Below are 14,710 nucleotides of genomic sequence, written 5' to 3'. Positions count from 1 at the left end.
CCATGAAACGCGCTCTCCCGCTTCTTTCGTCGAGAACGCTTCTCGCAGCCTGCTGCCTCCTGGCCACGGCCTTTGCTCCGGCCTGGGCGAAGGAATGGCAGGTCGCGGCGGGAGGGCGCAATCTTCAGGACGCTCTTGAAAACGCGCAGGCCGGGGACGTTCTCCGGCTCGCGCCAGGTACGCACCATGGCCCCATCGTCATAAAGAAGAGCGTTACGCTCCGCGGTGCGTCGGCTGCCCGGCTTGTGGGTACCGGGACAGGCAGTGTCGTCACCGTCGAAGCACCGGCGGTGACGATTACTGGGCTCACCCTGACCGGTTCCGGTCTGTCCCAGGAAACCCTGGACGCTGGCATCAAGCTCACGCAGAAAGCGCGCGGCGCCACCATCGAGAATAACCGGCTTCTCAACAACCTGACCGGTGTCGACGTTCACGGCGCAAAGGACGTTCATATCGCCCGCAATCTGATCGAAGGCCGGCAGGACCTGCGCATGAACGAGCGCGGCAATGGGCTCTACGTCTGGAACGCGCCGGGCCTGACCGCCGAATTCAACACCATCCGCTATGGCCGCGACGGCGTTTTCGTCAATGCCAGCCACAAGGATAAGTTCCTCAACAACCGGTTCGAGGATCTGCGCTTCGCCATTCATTACATGTACGGCAACAAGGGCGTGATTTCCGGCAATGTCTCCGTCGGCAACGACATCGGCTTCGCCCTGATGTTCTCCAACGGGCTGACCATCGAAAACAATCTCTCCGTCCGCGACCGCAACCACGGTCTGATGCTGAACTACGCCAACCACGCGAAGATCGTCGGCAACCGGGTGGAGGACGGCGGCGAAAAATGCCTGTTCATGTACAACGCCAACAAGAACACGGTCGAAGCCAACCGGTTCGAGGGATGCCCGATCGGCATTCACTTTACCGCCGGATCGGCCGGCAACCATTTCGCCGGCAATGCCTTCATCGGCAACCAGACCCAGGTCAAGTACGTCGGCAGCCGCAATCTGGACTGGAGCGAAAACGGCCGCGGTAATTTCTGGTCGGATCTGGCCGCCTTCGACCTCAACGGCGACGGCATTGCCGACAGCACCTACCGGCCGAACGACATGGTCGACCAGCTTCTGTGGACACGGCCGGCGGCAAAGCTCCTGACGGGCAGTCCCGCGGTTCAGCTTCTCCAGTGGACCCAGTCCCAGTTTCCATCGCTTCTTCCCGGCGGCATCGTCGACAGCGCTCCGCTGATGCATGCGCCGGACTTCAAAACGCCTCATGCGGGAGTTCAAGGATGACCCCAGCAGCCACACTGACCCTTAAAAACGTCGACAAATCTTTCGACCGTAACGCTGTGATCCGGGACGTGTCGTTCGAATTGCGCGCCGGAGAACGGATCGCGCTCCTCGGCCACAATGGCGCCGGCAAGACCACCTTGTTCAAGATGGCGCTCGGCTTCCTGCGGCCCGACAGTGGCGATATCGCTGTCCTCGGCCATACGCCCGGCAGCGGCGCTTCCCGCGCCGGCACGGCCTATCTGCCGGAGGCCGTCGCCTTCCAGAAGGCACTGACGGGCAGGGAGGTGATGGCCTTCTACGCCCGGCTGAAGGGCGCGGACAGAAAAAGGTCGCTGGACCTGCTGGAGCGGGTCGGCCTCAGCGACGCTGCCAACCGAAAAGTCGGCGCCTATTCCAAGGGCATGCGCCAGCGCCTCGGCCTTGCCCAGGCGCTCATCGGCCATCCGAAACTGGTTCTGCTCGACGAGCCGACCAGCGGTCTCGATCCGGTGTCCCGGCAGAACTTCTATGAACTGATCGAGGAAGTTGCCGCGGGAGGGGCGACCGTGCTGCTCTCCTCCCATGCGCTGACGGAAGTCGAAGCCCGGACCGACCGCATCCTGATCCTGTCGAAGGGACAGCTCGTGGCCGACGATACGCTTGCAGCCCTCCGCGCCAGGGCACGGCTGCCAATCCGCATCCGGGTCCGGGGAACAGACGGGGCGGCCGACCGGATCGCCGACAGGCTCGGCGGGACCCGCGTCAACGGCTGCTCCGTTGAGCTTTACTGCGAACCGGAAGGCAAGGTCGCCTGCCTTGCCTCGATCGGCGAACTCGGCGGCCTTGTCGACGATGTCGACATGCACCTGCCGTCTCTCGACGATGTCTACCGCCATTTTTCCGGCATCACGGCCGGGGAGGTTTGATCCCATGTTCACTCGCATATTCACTGTCGCCGGCCAGGAACTGCGTCTTGGACTGCGCAACCGCTGGATCATGCTGGCCACGCTGATCCTGGCCGCCTTTTCCCTGGCGCTTGCCCTTCTCGGCTCGACCCCGGCCGGCACGCTCGGCGTGGATCGCATGACGATCACCGTCGCCTCGCTCGCCAGCCTCTCCGTCTATCTGGTGCCGCTGATCGCACTGCTTCTCGCCTTCGATGCAATTTCCGGCGAGATCGACCGGGGCACGCTGCTGCTGATCTTCTCCTGCCCGATCTCGCGCACGGAATTCCTGCTCGGCAAGGCGCTGGGTCACCTGATGGTGCTGACCGTCGCGCTGGTGATCGGCTACGGCTCTACCGGCCTGCTGCTTTATGCCGTCGGCGCCGGTTCGCCCGCGGGACTGGCCGATTTCGTCCGGCTCATCCTGACATCCGCCGCTCTCGGTCTTGCCTTCCTGGCCGTCGGCTATGTCCTCAGCGCACTGACACGGCAGAGTTCGACCTCGGCGGCGCTTGCGATCGGCGCCTGGCTGATCCTGGTGGTGCTTTACGATCTTGCCTTGCTCGGTCTGCTGGTGACCGACACAGGCGGCACCTTTGCGCCCCATGTTTTCCCTTACGCCATCATGCTCAATCCGGCCGACGCCTTTCGCCTGTTCAACCTGGCCTCGCTCGGGGCGAGCAGCCTCGTCGGCGGCATGGCCGGCGTCGCCGAAAGCCTGCCGTTCCCGCCCGTGGCGGCACTTGCATCCATCGCCGGCGTAACCGTTTTCGCGCTCTGCCTTGCCCTTGTCCGGATCCGGAGGATTACGCCATGAAACGCCAAGTTTCCGCTCTCATCATTGCGCTGGTGGCCGGCTTCGGGTTGTCCGCCTGTCAGGAGGAAACAAAGGCTGCCAAGCCCACCCCGGTGGCCATGACCGAGGATGCGACCGGCTACTACTGCCATATGGCCGCGCTCGAGCACGAAGGTCCCAAGGCGCAGATCCATCTGGAAGGAAATCCGTTCCCGCTCTGGTTCCCCCAGGTTCGAGATGCCATCGCCTTCACGCTGTCTCCCGAAGAGCCCAAGGACTATGTCGCCGTCTATGTCAGCGACATGGACAAGGCGGAAAGCTGGAAAAATCCCGGCAAGGACAACTGGGTCGACGCGGAGAAAGCCTGGTTCGTGATCGGCAGCCGCAAGACCGGCGGCATGGGAGCCCCGGAGGTCATTCCCTTTGGCAGCGAGGAGGGGGCGAAAGCCTTCGTCACCGATGAGGGCGGCAACATCGTCCGCCTGTCCGAAATTCCGGCATCCTATGTTCTGGGCTCCGTCGTATCGGAAGAAGGCTCCGGACATGAGGCGATGACCATGGTGGAGGCAAGCCAATGACCGCGCTCACCCAGGCCAAACCGCTGTCCCGGCGCCGTTTCCTGACCATTTCGGCCGCTGCGGCCGGTGTGGCGATGTCTCCCGCGCTGGCAATGTCCCCCGCACTGGCCTTGGGCAAATCCGCGATACAACGCTGGCACGGCATCGCGCTTGGCGCGGGAGCGGAAATCAGGCTCGCCGATACCGACCGGGACCATGCGCGGAAAGTCTTTGCCGCAATGGAGGCGGAGATCCGGCGCCTGGAGCGGGTGTTCAGTCTCTATCGGACCGACAGCGCGCTGGCGCAACTGAACCGGGAAGGTCGAATCGTCTCGCCGCCGCCTGAACTGGTCGACCTTCTGGCAACCGCCCGGAGTATCCACAAGACGACGTCCGGCGCTTTCGATCCGTCGGTTCAGCCGCTGTGGGACCTCTATGCCCGCACCTATGCTGGCGGGAACCGCGAAACGGATGCAGCGCTTGCGCCAGAAGACGTTGACCGCGTCCTTCAGCTGACCGGTTTCGACAAGGTGCAGATCGCCCCGGAACGGGTGGCTTTCGAACGGCCCGGCATGGCGCTGACCCTTAACGGCATTGCCCAGGGCTATATGACCGACCGGATATCCGCGCTGCTGAAGAACGAGGGCTTTACGGACATTCTTGTCAATATCGGCGAGATCGCCGCGTCCGGGAATGATCCCGAACGGCCTGCCGGCTGGGAGGTGCTGCTTGCGCCGGGTGAGGTGGAGCAGGGGAGGCGGATCGTGTTGAAGGACCGCGCAGTTGCCACCTCGGCCCTTTCCGGCACGACCTTCGACCGGGAGGCCCGCGTGTCGCACATCCTGGATCCGCGAACCGGCCGGCCCGCGCGCTCGGGTCTGGCAGGAGCGAGTGTCGTCGCATCGTCGGCGACCGTCGCCGACGGCCTGTCGACCGCAGCACTGGTCTGCGGCGAACAGATCCTTGCAAAAGCTCTCGACGGCTTTGCAGGAGCACAGGCCTTCCTCCTGAGAACGGACGGCAGCGAAGCTGTGCTTCGCGCCTCAACGTGAGGATAAAAACATGGCACGGACAGCAGCGCTTAAAGGAGCCGGGACCGGACTTCCGGTCTTTCTGACGGCCGGATTCCGGCTCTATTTTCTGGCCGCAGGATGCTTCGCCGTCCTGTCGATTGCCGCATGGATCGGCTGGCTGGGCCTTCATGCCGCAGGCGGCGCGTTTTCGGAAGCGCCCATGGCCATGGCTCCGTATCTGTGGCACGCCCACGAGATGATCTACGGCTACACGGTTGCGGTGATGGCCGGCTTCTTCCTGACGGCCGTGCCCAACTGGACCGGCTCGCCGTCCGCCCGATCCGCCTTCGTCGCGACGACCGGCCTGGTCTGGCTTGCCGGGCGGTTGGCGATCTGGTTTTCCGCCTATTTCGACCCCTTGGCTGTCGCCGTCATCGATCTGGCCTTCATCCCGTTGCTCGGCCTGAAGATCGGCAGCAACCTTTTGAAGAAAACGCAGCTTCGTAACGTCATCTTTCTCGGACTGCTCACGGCCATGTTCACCGGCAATCTCCTGATGCATCTGGAATGGTTGGGCTGGACCGATGACACGGCGATCGCGGGCACCAGGCTCGGCCTTTACACCAGCGCGGCCATGATCGTTATCATCGGCGGGCGCGTGGTACCGGGCTTTACCCGCAATGCGCTCAACCGGCGGGGCTATTCCGGACAATTGCCGCAGGTCCGCCCGGCTCTGGACAAGATCGCAATCCTCGCCTCCGTCCTCGCCGCCGTGGCGAGTGCCTTGCCCGTGCCTGGGGTCGTCCTCGGGAGCCTGTGCCTCGTGGCGGGCATTGCGAACGGGATGCGGGTCGCCGGATGGCGCGGCCTGCTGACCTGGCGCGAACCTATCTTATGGGTGCTGCATCTCGCCTTTACCTTTCTGGCAATCGCCTATCTCGCCCTGGCGGCGGCGCATCTCACCCCGTTCCTTGATGAAACCTCCGCCTTGCACCTGCTGGCGATCGGTGCGGTCGGCGGCATGACGCTTGCAATGATGACCCGGGCGTCGCTCGGGCACGCCGGGCGTCCGCTTATTGTCGCAAAGCCGATCGCGATCGCCTATCTCTGCGTTTTCGCGGCAGCTCTTGTGCGGGCTTTCGGGACCGGGTTTCTGGATTATTTTCAGACGATGTACCTGTCGGGCGCCCTGTGGCTCCTGGGTTTCGGCCTTTATGTCTGGATCTATCTGCCGATCCTGGCGTTTCGCAACAGCGCTGCCGATTAGCCTGGCGCGCGCGGCGCAACGCCTCAGCTTCGCGATCTCAGGACCTCGGCGCGTTCCTGTTCGAAGAAGTTCCGCAGGCGGTCGACATCGTGAATGGTGGCCATGTTCCGCTTCACGGTAACGCCGACCTCCTTCAGGCGGGCAATGGCCCGCGACAGGCTTTCCGGCTTCATGCCGAGATGGCCGGCGATCAGGGCCTTGTCGTAGGGCAGGGCGATCGTGCAGGCGCCTTCCTCGACGGGTGCCAGCGCCAGCATGAATTCCGCAAGGCGCTGGGCGCCCGTATGGGCCTTCAACTGCTGGATCTGGTGCACCAGTCCGTGCAGATGCTGCGAGGTTGAGGCAAGCATCGACAGGCCCAGTTCCGGGTTCTGGCGGATGCGGTCGAACAGCCTGTTTGACGGAAACATCAGCAGGCGGGCATCGGTCACGCATTCCGCGCTGACCGGAAACATGCCCGCGGTAAAGGCGGCCGCCTCGGCGAAGCTCTGGCCCTTTGTGAAGATGCCGACCACCGCTTCTTCCCCGGCAACGGTTATCCGGTAAAGCTTGATCCAGCCATCGAGCACGACGAAAAAGGCGCTCGCCGGATCCCCCTGAACGAACAGGACCTCGCCATGCTCCGGCGTCTTCACCACGGCATCCGACAACAATGCCGTCAGGGCCTCGTCTCCCAGACCGCCCAGGATCGCGGTCTTCCTGATCAGTTCCAGATCATTGCTGGTCAAACCGATTGCCATGCCTGCTTCTATCTCCAAATGCGCCGACGCCTTATGACATAGGACAGACCTCATCGGTTTGGAAATTGCAATCTTTGGCGGCTCGAATGACGGGTCCGCTCAGCTGGATTTTTTTCCTGAGGTTCCTCAGGTTGATGTTGGACCAGAGGTCTTCCGCCCGGTTCCAGATGGTCATCGCATCCCGTCGCGCGAGACTGGTCCAGCCCTTCGACAGCGTAACGGTTCCCCTGAACGACGGGGCCGGTCCGGGTGAAGACGTCCGGAGCGCCTGGAACCCCGGCTTTGCCGCCAGGCTCTGCATCCATCCCCGCCAGGTCGATCTCGTGAACACAGGGTTCGCACCGTCCGGCGACGAAACGGCCTGCGCATCGTCGTTTGATCAACGCATAGGCGAAGGCTTCACTCGATCGATCACAGGAAGACGGTCGCGATGCCCGGGATCAGAATGACGAGCAGCAGGACACACAGCATCACCGCGATAAACGGAAGGGTACCGGCGAATATCTGTTCAACGGAGACCGCCGGGTCGTTGAGCGTGTTATGGACTGTGAAGACCGAGATCCCGAACGGCGGCGTCAGCAGGCCGATTTCCACCGCGATCACGATCGCAATGCCGAACTGGCTGAGATCGATCCCCATGCCTTGCGCGATCGGGGCTGCGATGGGAACCATGATCAGAAGGATCGATGTGCTGTCGAGGATCATGCCCATGAGGAGGATGAGGCTCGCACAGAGCACCATGAAACCCATGGGGCCGAGGCCGCTCTGGTTGACCAGTCCGGCAATCGCGTTGGGCAGCCCTGCGATCGACAGCATGCGGGAATAATAGCTCGCCGCGATCAGAAGGAGCAGGATCGAAACCGAGATAACGCCCGTCTGTTTCATCACCTGCCAGAGATTGTGACGGTCGAGGGACCGCCGCGACAGGGCGACGAGCAGGGCGCCGAAAGCCCCCACGCCGCCGGCCTCCGTCGGGGTGAAGAAGCCGGAGTAGAGGCCACCGAGAACCAGGATAACGAGCAAGATGATCGGCACCAGCTTGGCGATCATCCGCCCGACCGGCATGGTTTCGAAATCGCGGTCCAGCCGGCGCTTTTTCGCGGCTTCCGGATCGGTCATCACGAAACCGGGGAACAGCAGCGTCACGGAGATCAGCATCGCCACGAACCCGCCCGCGAGCAGCAGGCCGGGCACGATGCCGGCGATGAACATGCCGCCGATGGAGACTTCCGCAAGCACGCCGTAAATGATGAGCAGGAGGCTTGGCGGGATCAGCATGCCAAGCACCGAGGAGCCGGCGACCGTTCCGGCCGAAAACGCGGAGCGATAGCCGTGGCGCTTCATTTCCGGAACGGCGACGCGGGTGAAGACCGCGGCCGATGCAATGGAAACACCGGTCACGGCGGCAAAGATCGTGTTGGCCGCGACGGTCGCGACACCAAGTCCGCAGACGACGCGGCGAAGCAGTTCCTCGGCGACCTCGAACGTATCCCGCCCGACATTCGAGACACTGACCAGAAGTCCCATCAGCACGAACAGCGGGATGGTCGCAAAAAGATAATCCGCAATCCCGCTGTAGGCGGTCAGTTCCAGCATGCGAAAGGCGAGATCGATATTGTGGCGGATGATCCAGATGCCGGCGAAGGCCACCAGGAACAGCGCGTAAGCGATCTGCATTCCCAAAAGGACCAGAAGGATCAGCGCGCCGACTAGCAGGAGCCCGATGCTCAGGGTGGTCATGGCAGGCTCCGGAACTTGCGGATTTCGTCTTGCGCGCGGTAGAGCGCGGCGAGGGCCGCTGCTGCGGATCCCAGGACCGTGATGCCCCTGAAGGGCCATGTCGGAATGGTGAAAACGCCCTGGACGCCGAAGAACTCGGATGTTGCCCAGGCGCTCGCCAGTTTCGGCCAGGAGGCCCAGACGATCAGGGCGAACACGATCATGCCGGCGATGGAAAACAGCGCTTCGATCAGGCACACCCCCTTTGGCGAAACGCGATGGAGACGCCGGATCAGAAAATCGGCGCGGGTCAGCCGTTTCTGCAGGATCGCGGCGGCCACCTGCAGGAAGACGATGGCGACGACGGCGCGGCCCGCGATTTCCGCGACGCCGGTAATCGGTGCATTGAAGAAGTTGCGTCCCAGAACATCCGCCACGATGAGCACCATGAGTGCTCCGATCGCGAGCGTGCCGACGGAAGACATGATAGCCGCGAGACTGCCAAGGGTCGCGCCGATGGGCGCCTCCGAGAAGGCCGGGACGAAGGCGTCGTCGGTTTCGGCATTGGTGTCATCGGTCATCTTCGCATCCATTTCAATCTGCAAACACCCGCCCGGTCGGAGGCCGGGCGGGTGGAGAGTGCTGTTATCGCCTGAGGCGTGAGGTCGATCCTAGAGGCCTTCGTCCCATGCCCTCAACGGCTTGGCGCCGTGCGCACGCAGCGCATCGAAATACGCCTTCAGGACCACGCGGCCGGCATCGCCGGTCTGCTCGAGCCACGGCTCCACGATATTGGGCAGGCCGTTGACCCAGGCCATCTTTTCAGCCTCGGGCAGTTCGTGGATCGTCAGGCCCGCGTCCTGCATTTCGGTCAGCGCGCGCTTGGCGAGATCCTCGACATACTGGCCATGGGCCTTGGAGGTTGCCTTGGCCGCTTCGCGGAAGGCCTTCTGGACCGGCTCCGGCAGGCCCTCGAAGAAATCCTTGTTGGCCGCGATGCCGCCGAAATACATCGAGCCGATGCCCACGCGGGTGAGTTCCGGCGCGACTTCATAGACGCGGGTCGGCAGAATGCCTGACGCAAATGACAGCGTGCCTTCGGTCACGCCCGTCTGGATGTTCGTGTAGTAGGTGGTCAACGCGCCATCGACCGGCGTGGCGCCCGTACCGCGCAGCCAGTTTGCCGACGTTCCGGGCGCGTTCAGCTTCCGGTTGGCGAGGTCACCCATCGAATTGACCGGGAAGGTCGCATAGATGTCGTAGCTGTCGGTGATCAGCGATGACAGGTGAACCATGCCGTTTTCGGCCCAGCTGTCGCGAAGTTCGGGCAGGTTTTCCGACAGGTCATCGAAAATCTCGATGATCATCTTGTGGTCTTCGGTGGCGAAAGGCGTGAAATAGGTCACGTTCTGGAGCGGCATGTTGGCGCCTTCCCAGACCGTGCCGACCATGCCGACGTCGACGATGCCGTCCATGACGGCTTCACGGGTATCGGTGAACTTGTAGAGCGTGCCGCCGTAGGACTCGACCCAGTTGATCTTGTACTCGCCGGCAGCCTCCAGGATGCGGTTCACTTCCGGTTCGAAAGTGTTCTTCATCGCATAGACCCAGATGTTCTGCTCCGGGTGCGATGAACCGATATTCACCGTAATGGTCTGCTGCGCGGCGGCGAAGCCCGCGGAACAGGCGACGATGGCCGTCGCGGTCGCCAAGGTAATGAATTTCATGATTTCCTCCCTAGATACGGGGCTCTTCCTCCTGAGCCCCATTTGCTTCAGTCCTTCAAGGCTCCAAGTGCCCGAAGGATCCGTTCAGGCGTGAACGGCATCTCGGTGACCTGCGCGCCCATGGGCCGCAAGGCATCGTTGATCGCATTCATGACGGCTGCCGGAGACCCGGCCGTTCCCGCTTCCCCGGCACCCTTGGCGCCGAGTACGCTCTCCTGCGTCGGTGTTTCCACGTGGCCGATGATCATATCGGGCATCTCGGCCGCCATCGGCACGAGATAATCCGCCATCGAGCCGTTCAGAAGCTGGCCGTCGGCGTCATAGTGGATTTCCTCGAACAGGGCGCCTCCCAGGCCCTGGACGATCCCGCCGCGGATCTGTTCGTCGACGAGCTGCGGGTTGATCACCCGTCCGCAATCCTCGACGCACCAATGCTTGAGAAGCTTCACGATCCCCGTGTCGGTATCGACCTCCAGATAGGAGGCCTGCACACCGTTGGTGAAGGCAAACGGATAGTCGGAGGTGATATAGTGCCGGGTCTGAACCAGCTCGCGCGGCAGCCCCTTCGGCAGCGTATCCCCGCGGAAATAGACGATCCGGCCCAGTTCCTCCAGCGGCATTCGTGCCTCGCCCGTCGCACTGTCGACCACGGCGCCGTCCCGGATATCGAGCTTCGATTGTTCCGACTGCAGCATTGCCGCCGCCACCTCGAGGATCGAGTCCCGAAGCGCTCGCGCCGCCTGCAGGGCGGCCTCGCCGCCGATGCCGGCCCCGCGCGAGGCCCATGTTCCGCCGCCGTAGGGCGTGACCTGGGTATCGCCGGTGATCACGCGGACCCTGGACGGCGGTACGCCCACCCCCTCTGCCACGACCTGGCTCAGCATCGCCTCGGTTCCCTGTCCCTGTTCCGTCACGCCGGACAGGGCCACGATCGAGCCGTCGGGATCCATCCGCACGGTGCATCCGTCCTGGGCTGAGATACGTGCGCCGCCGATGCCGTACATGAACGGCGAGGGATTGGTCAGCTCGATGAAGCTGGCAATGCCGATCCCGCGGTGGATGCCCTGCTTGCGCAGTTCCGCCTGTTCGGCGCGCAGTCCGTCGTAATCCATCAGCTCCAGAAGCTTGTTCAGGGAGGCGTGGTGCGACAGGCCCTCGAACCGCATGTTGGCGGGCGAGGTTGCCGGATAGGCATCGTCCCTGAACATGTTGCGCCGGCGGATTTCGACCGGGTCCATCCCGATCTCCGCCGCTGCCATGTCGACGAGCCCTTCCGTGATCGCAACCGCGATCGGGTGACCCACCGCGCGGTACTGGCAGGTCGGTGTCTTGTTCTGGAAGACGACCGTGGTCTTCGCGCGGTAGTGCTTGAAGTTGTAAGGCCCGCCGCAGAGGTTCACCACCTGGTTGCCCTCGATGGCGGAGGTGCGCGGATAGACCGAATAGGCGCCGATCGCCGTCCAGTCGTCCACGTCCATGGCGACGATCGTGCCGTCTTCCTGGACTGCGATCTTTGCCTCGATTTCGTGATCGCGGGCGTGGATGTCGCTGGTGAAGCTCTCCAGGCGGTCGGCCACGAACTTGACTGGCCGGCCCATGATCTTTGCAATGGCAGCGGTTGCCACTTCGTCCGGATAGACGTGGACCTTGATGCCGTAGGACCCGCCCACATCCTCGCAGATGACCCGGACACGGCCTTCCGGCAGGTCGAGATGCTTGGCCAGCGCTGTCTGGATCATGTGCGGCGCCTGGGTCGCATGATACGCGGTCATCTGTTCCTCGGCCGGGTTCCAGTCGACCAGGATGGAGCGCGGTTCCAGCGTCACGCCCGTATGACGGCCGGTGACGAACCGCGCCGATATGACCTTGTGAGCGGACTTGAGGGCCGCATCGACATCGCCTTGCTCGTGCAGGCGCTGGAAGGCGAGGTTGTCGCCCATATCCGCGTGAAGCACGGGGGTGTCGGCATCAAGTGCGGTCATCATTTCGGTGACGGCGGCAAGCGGCTCATAGTCCACGTCGATCAGGGCCGCGCCGTCTTCGGCGGCTGCGCGCGAGGTCGCAACCACGGCCGCCACGGGCTCACCGACCCAGCAGGCCCGGTCCACGGCGATCGGATATTCGGGCGGCGACTTCAGGCCTTTCAGGTGTGCGAGAACCGCCACCCAGGGCGTGCACACCTTTGCGATGTCCGCACCGGAGAAGACCCTCAGAACGCCTTTCACGTTCAGCGCTTCCGCGGCATCTATGCCGTTGATCTTCGCATGGGCAAACGGGGAGCGGACGAAGGCGACATGAACGAGACGGGGCAGCACGATGTCGTCGACATAAATACCGCGCCCCTGGACGAGCCGCTTGGCGTTCGGACGGGGAACCGTCTTCCCGATATAGGAATTGGGCCGGTCCGGATTTCCGAATTGAATGGTCATGCCGCCCCCCTTTCAGCGCGCGCGCGGGCCACGGTTTCGACCGCATCCACGATGGCTTCATATCCCGTGCAGCGGCAGTAGTTCCCGGACAGGTGTTCGCGGATTTCAGCGCGCGAGGGCACGCCCCCGCCGGCAAGCAGTTCTTTTACCGCGATGAGCATCCCCGGTGTGCAGAACCCGCACTGGAGCGCATTGCGTTCCACGAAGGCTTCCTGCAGATCGTTGATTTCGGCGGTGTCGGAGAGACCTTCCACGGTCCAGACCTCCGCACCGTCGGCTTGCGCGGCGAGCATCAGGCAGCCGCGCACCGCCTTGCCGTCGACCTGCACGGTGCAGGCGCCGCAAACACCGTGTTCGCAGCTGGCGTGGGCCCCGGTCAGACCGAGTGATGCGCGGAGAAAGTCCACGAGGTGCTGGCCTGCGGGGACGCGCGCCTCGACCGGCTCGCCGTTCACCGTCAGGGCAATGTCGACCTTGTCTCGAAACAGTCCCGTCATTCGCTTTCTCCCTGGATCGTCGCCACGGCGCGCCGCAGCAGGATGCCGGCAAGATGACGGCGGTAGGTTGCTGTTGCCTGTGTGTCGGAGGACGGGTCGATGTCCGCCTGCAGCGCGCGGACGGCGCCCTCGATGTCGCCCCGGTCGAGTTCCGCCATCGCCTGCACGGCCAGAACCGGTTTTGGAGCGACGGAAAAAAGCGAAAGCCTGTGCTTGCCCGAACGCTTCACCAGGCAGACGCCGGCGAGCGCGTAATCGCCGGACCGGCGGGCGACTTCGGTGATCGTCTGCCGCTCGTCCGACGCGGCCTTCGGGATCGAGATGCCCGTCAGGATTTCACCGTCATCGATGGCCGTCTCGAAAATATCCTGGAAGAAATCTTCAGCCGGGATGTCACGGGGTCCGTCCAGTCCTTCCACATGAAGGGTCGCGCCGAGCGCAAGCACGCCAGCGGGAAACTCCGCGGCCGGATCCGCATGGGCGAGTGCGCCGCCGATCGTCCCGCGATTGCGGATTGCCGCATGGGCGATAAAGCCGACGGCCTGGGAAAGGAGAGGGGCATGATCGCGGATCAGGGCGTTCCGCCCGATTTCCGCATGGGGCGTCAGCGCCCCGATCCAAAGGCTGTCGGACGTTTCCCGGACACCGGCCAGTTCCTCGATACGCGAGATATCGACCAGGATGTCGCCTGTGGAAAGCCGCATGTTCATCGCGGCGATCAGGCTCTGACCACCCGCAAGAACGCGACCGCTCCCGTCGCTGGCGGCAAGCATTTCCAAGGCTTGCCGCACGTCGGATGCACGCGCATAGCCGCCCGCCGATGCCTTCATGGCGTCTCCCTCCCTTGTTGCGACGCCTCCTCGCGTCGCTTATTGAGCAGATGCTCAGTCTTATTGAGCAAATGATCTATAAAAAGCGAAAGATTGCAAGTAGAATATTTCGTGACGTATGACGGGACGCCGATAGAGGGATGTGATTGGAATGGCAAAAGTCGCTGAATGTGACGAGCGGTCGAGCCGACGGAGGCTACCTCCCGGTGAACGCCGCCAGCAGATCGTCGACGGTGCCGTCGCCTTCTTCGCCGAGGTCGGACTGGAGGGAAACACGCGCGATCTCGCCAAGCGGCTCGGCGTGACCCAATCGCTTCTTTTCAACTATTTCGCAACCAAGGACGACCTGATCGAGGCGGTTTACGAGCAGGTCTATCTCAACCGCCTGTCACCCGATTGGCCCACCCGCCTGACCGACCGTTCGGTCTCGCTCAGGCAGCGGCTGCTCGACTTCTATACCGAGTACAGCACGCTCATCTTCCAGTATGAGTGGATGCGGATCTTCATGTTTTCCGGTCTCTACGGAGCGCAACTCAACCGGCGCTACCTCAAGCACCTGGGCGACGTGATCCTGAGACCGCTGCTCGGTGAAATCGAGTTCGCGGCCCGGTCGGACGAAACTCCGGTGATGGAAGACATCTGGAACCTGCACGGCGGCATCGTCTACATCGGCATCCGCCAGCACATTTACCGCATGCCGTGCCCGGACGACCCGTCCGAGGCCATCTCAAGGGCAGTGGACCGCTTCCTGCTTTCGTTCGGGATCGCGCCGGGCGATTGAATTTGCTCCTAGAGCATCATCCTTTTCGGCTCGCTGATGAGGCTTGCATATGTAGCCAGGAACCGTGCTGCATCGGCTCCGTTGATGACGCGGTGATCGTAGGAGAGATCGAGCGGCACCATGGGTTTCGGCTGGAAGG

The 14,710-nt window shown here is 63.2% G+C and carries 15 protein-coding genes; 7 read left to right on the top strand and 8 right to left on the bottom strand.

The annotated features are described in order from the left end of the window. Window positions 1–2 precede the first annotated feature (2 nt). Genes HK439_RS11865 through HK439_RS11840 form a run of 6 tightly spaced genes read left to right on the top strand, consistent with a single transcriptional unit; the run spans window position 3 to window position 5,848 of the window. Window positions 3–1,292 (top strand): nitrous oxide reductase family maturation protein NosD, encoded by a 1,290-nt coding sequence (locus HK439_RS11865; protein ID WP_190291725.1) that lies wholly within the window; start codon window positions 3–5, stop codon window positions 1,290–1,292. Next, window positions 1,289–2,197 carry an ABC transporter ATP-binding protein gene (locus HK439_RS11860; protein ID WP_190291724.1) on the top strand — a complete coding sequence of 303 codons (909 nt, stop codon included), beginning with the start codon at window positions 1,289–1,291 and terminating at the stop codon, window positions 2,195–2,197. Before HK439_RS11865 ends, HK439_RS11860 begins: the two co-directional genes overlap by 4 nt. 4 nt (window positions 2,198–2,201) lie before the next feature. Next, complete coding sequence (locus tag HK439_RS11855; RefSeq protein ID WP_190291723.1) at window positions 2,202–3,032, top strand: ABC transporter permease; 831 nt, start codon at window positions 2,202–2,204, stop codon at window positions 3,030–3,032. Continuing rightward, window positions 3,029–3,589 carry a nitrous oxide reductase accessory protein NosL gene (locus HK439_RS11850; protein ID WP_190291722.1) on the top strand — a complete coding sequence of 187 codons (561 nt, stop codon included), beginning with the start codon at window positions 3,029–3,031 and terminating at the stop codon, window positions 3,587–3,589. The genes HK439_RS11855 and HK439_RS11850 overlap by 4 nt, the downstream gene beginning before the upstream one ends. Beyond that, window positions 3,586–4,620: an FAD:protein FMN transferase gene (locus HK439_RS11845; RefSeq protein WP_190291721.1), complete on the top strand. Its 1,035-nt coding sequence runs from the start codon at window positions 3,586–3,588 to the stop codon at window positions 4,618–4,620. Before HK439_RS11850 ends, HK439_RS11845 begins: the two co-directional genes overlap by 4 nt. A 10-nt stretch (window positions 4,621–4,630) precedes the next feature. Further along, window positions 4,631–5,848, top strand: a complete 1,218-nt coding sequence (locus tag HK439_RS11840) for an NnrS family protein (RefSeq protein ID WP_190291720.1) — start codon at window positions 4,631–4,633, stop codon at window positions 5,846–5,848. Between the two features lie 23 nt (window positions 5,849–5,871). Here HK439_RS11840 and HK439_RS11835 read toward each other — a convergent pair whose 3' ends face one another. The 7 genes from HK439_RS11835 to HK439_RS11805 form a co-directional block, all read right to left on the bottom strand. Continuing rightward, window positions 5,872–6,588, bottom strand: a complete 717-nt coding sequence (locus tag HK439_RS11835) for a Crp/Fnr family transcriptional regulator (protein WP_190291719.1) — start codon at window positions 6,586–6,588, stop codon at window positions 5,872–5,874. A gap of 411 nt (window positions 6,589–6,999) precedes the next feature. Then, complete coding sequence (locus HK439_RS11830; protein WP_190291718.1) at window positions 7,000–8,328, bottom strand: TRAP transporter large permease; 1,329 nt, start codon at window positions 8,326–8,328, stop codon at window positions 7,000–7,002. Then, window positions 8,325–8,888, bottom strand: coding sequence for a TRAP transporter small permease subunit (locus HK439_RS11825; RefSeq protein ID WP_190291717.1), 564 nt, complete (start codon window positions 8,886–8,888; stop codon window positions 8,325–8,327). Before HK439_RS11825 ends, HK439_RS11830 begins: the two co-directional genes overlap by 4 nt. A 90-nt stretch (window positions 8,889–8,978) precedes the next feature. Beyond that, on the bottom strand, window positions 8,979–10,034 hold the full coding sequence (locus tag HK439_RS11820; protein ID WP_190291716.1) for a C4-dicarboxylate TRAP transporter substrate-binding protein: 1,056 nt from the start codon (window positions 10,032–10,034) through the stop codon (window positions 8,979–8,981). 47 nt (window positions 10,035–10,081) lie between these two features. Further along, window positions 10,082–12,463: a xanthine dehydrogenase family protein molybdopterin-binding subunit gene (locus HK439_RS11815; RefSeq protein WP_190291715.1), complete on the bottom strand. Its 2,382-nt coding sequence runs from the start codon at window positions 12,461–12,463 to the stop codon at window positions 10,082–10,084. Continuing rightward, a complete protein-coding gene (locus HK439_RS11810) occupies window positions 12,460–12,960 on the bottom strand; it encodes a (2Fe-2S)-binding protein (RefSeq protein ID WP_190291714.1) in 501 nt (166 codons plus the stop codon). The genes HK439_RS11815 and HK439_RS11810 overlap by 4 nt, the downstream gene beginning before the upstream one ends. Further along, window positions 12,957–13,790: an FAD binding domain-containing protein gene (locus tag HK439_RS11805; protein ID WP_190291713.1), complete on the bottom strand. Its 834-nt coding sequence runs from the start codon at window positions 13,788–13,790 to the stop codon at window positions 12,957–12,959. The genes HK439_RS11810 and HK439_RS11805 overlap by 4 nt, the downstream gene beginning before the upstream one ends. Before the next feature lie 151 nt (window positions 13,791–13,941). Here HK439_RS11805 and HK439_RS11800 point away from each other — a divergent pair, with 151 nt between their 5' ends. Beyond that, on the top strand, window positions 13,942–14,571 hold the full coding sequence (locus tag HK439_RS11800; RefSeq protein ID WP_190291712.1) for a TetR/AcrR family transcriptional regulator: 630 nt from the start codon (window positions 13,942–13,944) through the stop codon (window positions 14,569–14,571). 8 nt (window positions 14,572–14,579) lie between these two features. On the opposite strand, the gene HK439_RS11795 is transcribed toward HK439_RS11800, so the two are convergent. Beyond that, complete coding sequence (locus HK439_RS11795) at window positions 14,580–14,693, bottom strand: 2-oxo acid dehydrogenase subunit E2 (protein WP_235987830.1); 114 nt, start codon at window positions 14,691–14,693, stop codon at window positions 14,580–14,582. Window positions 14,694–14,710 lie beyond the last annotated feature (17 nt).

It is taken from the genome of Roseibium aggregatum, assembly GCF_014692675.1.
Lineage (GTDB): Bacteria > Pseudomonadota > Alphaproteobacteria > Rhizobiales > Stappiaceae > Roseibium > Roseibium aggregatum_C.
Note: the sequence above shows the minus strand (reverse complement) of the source record. Positions and strands in the feature narration are given on the sequence as shown.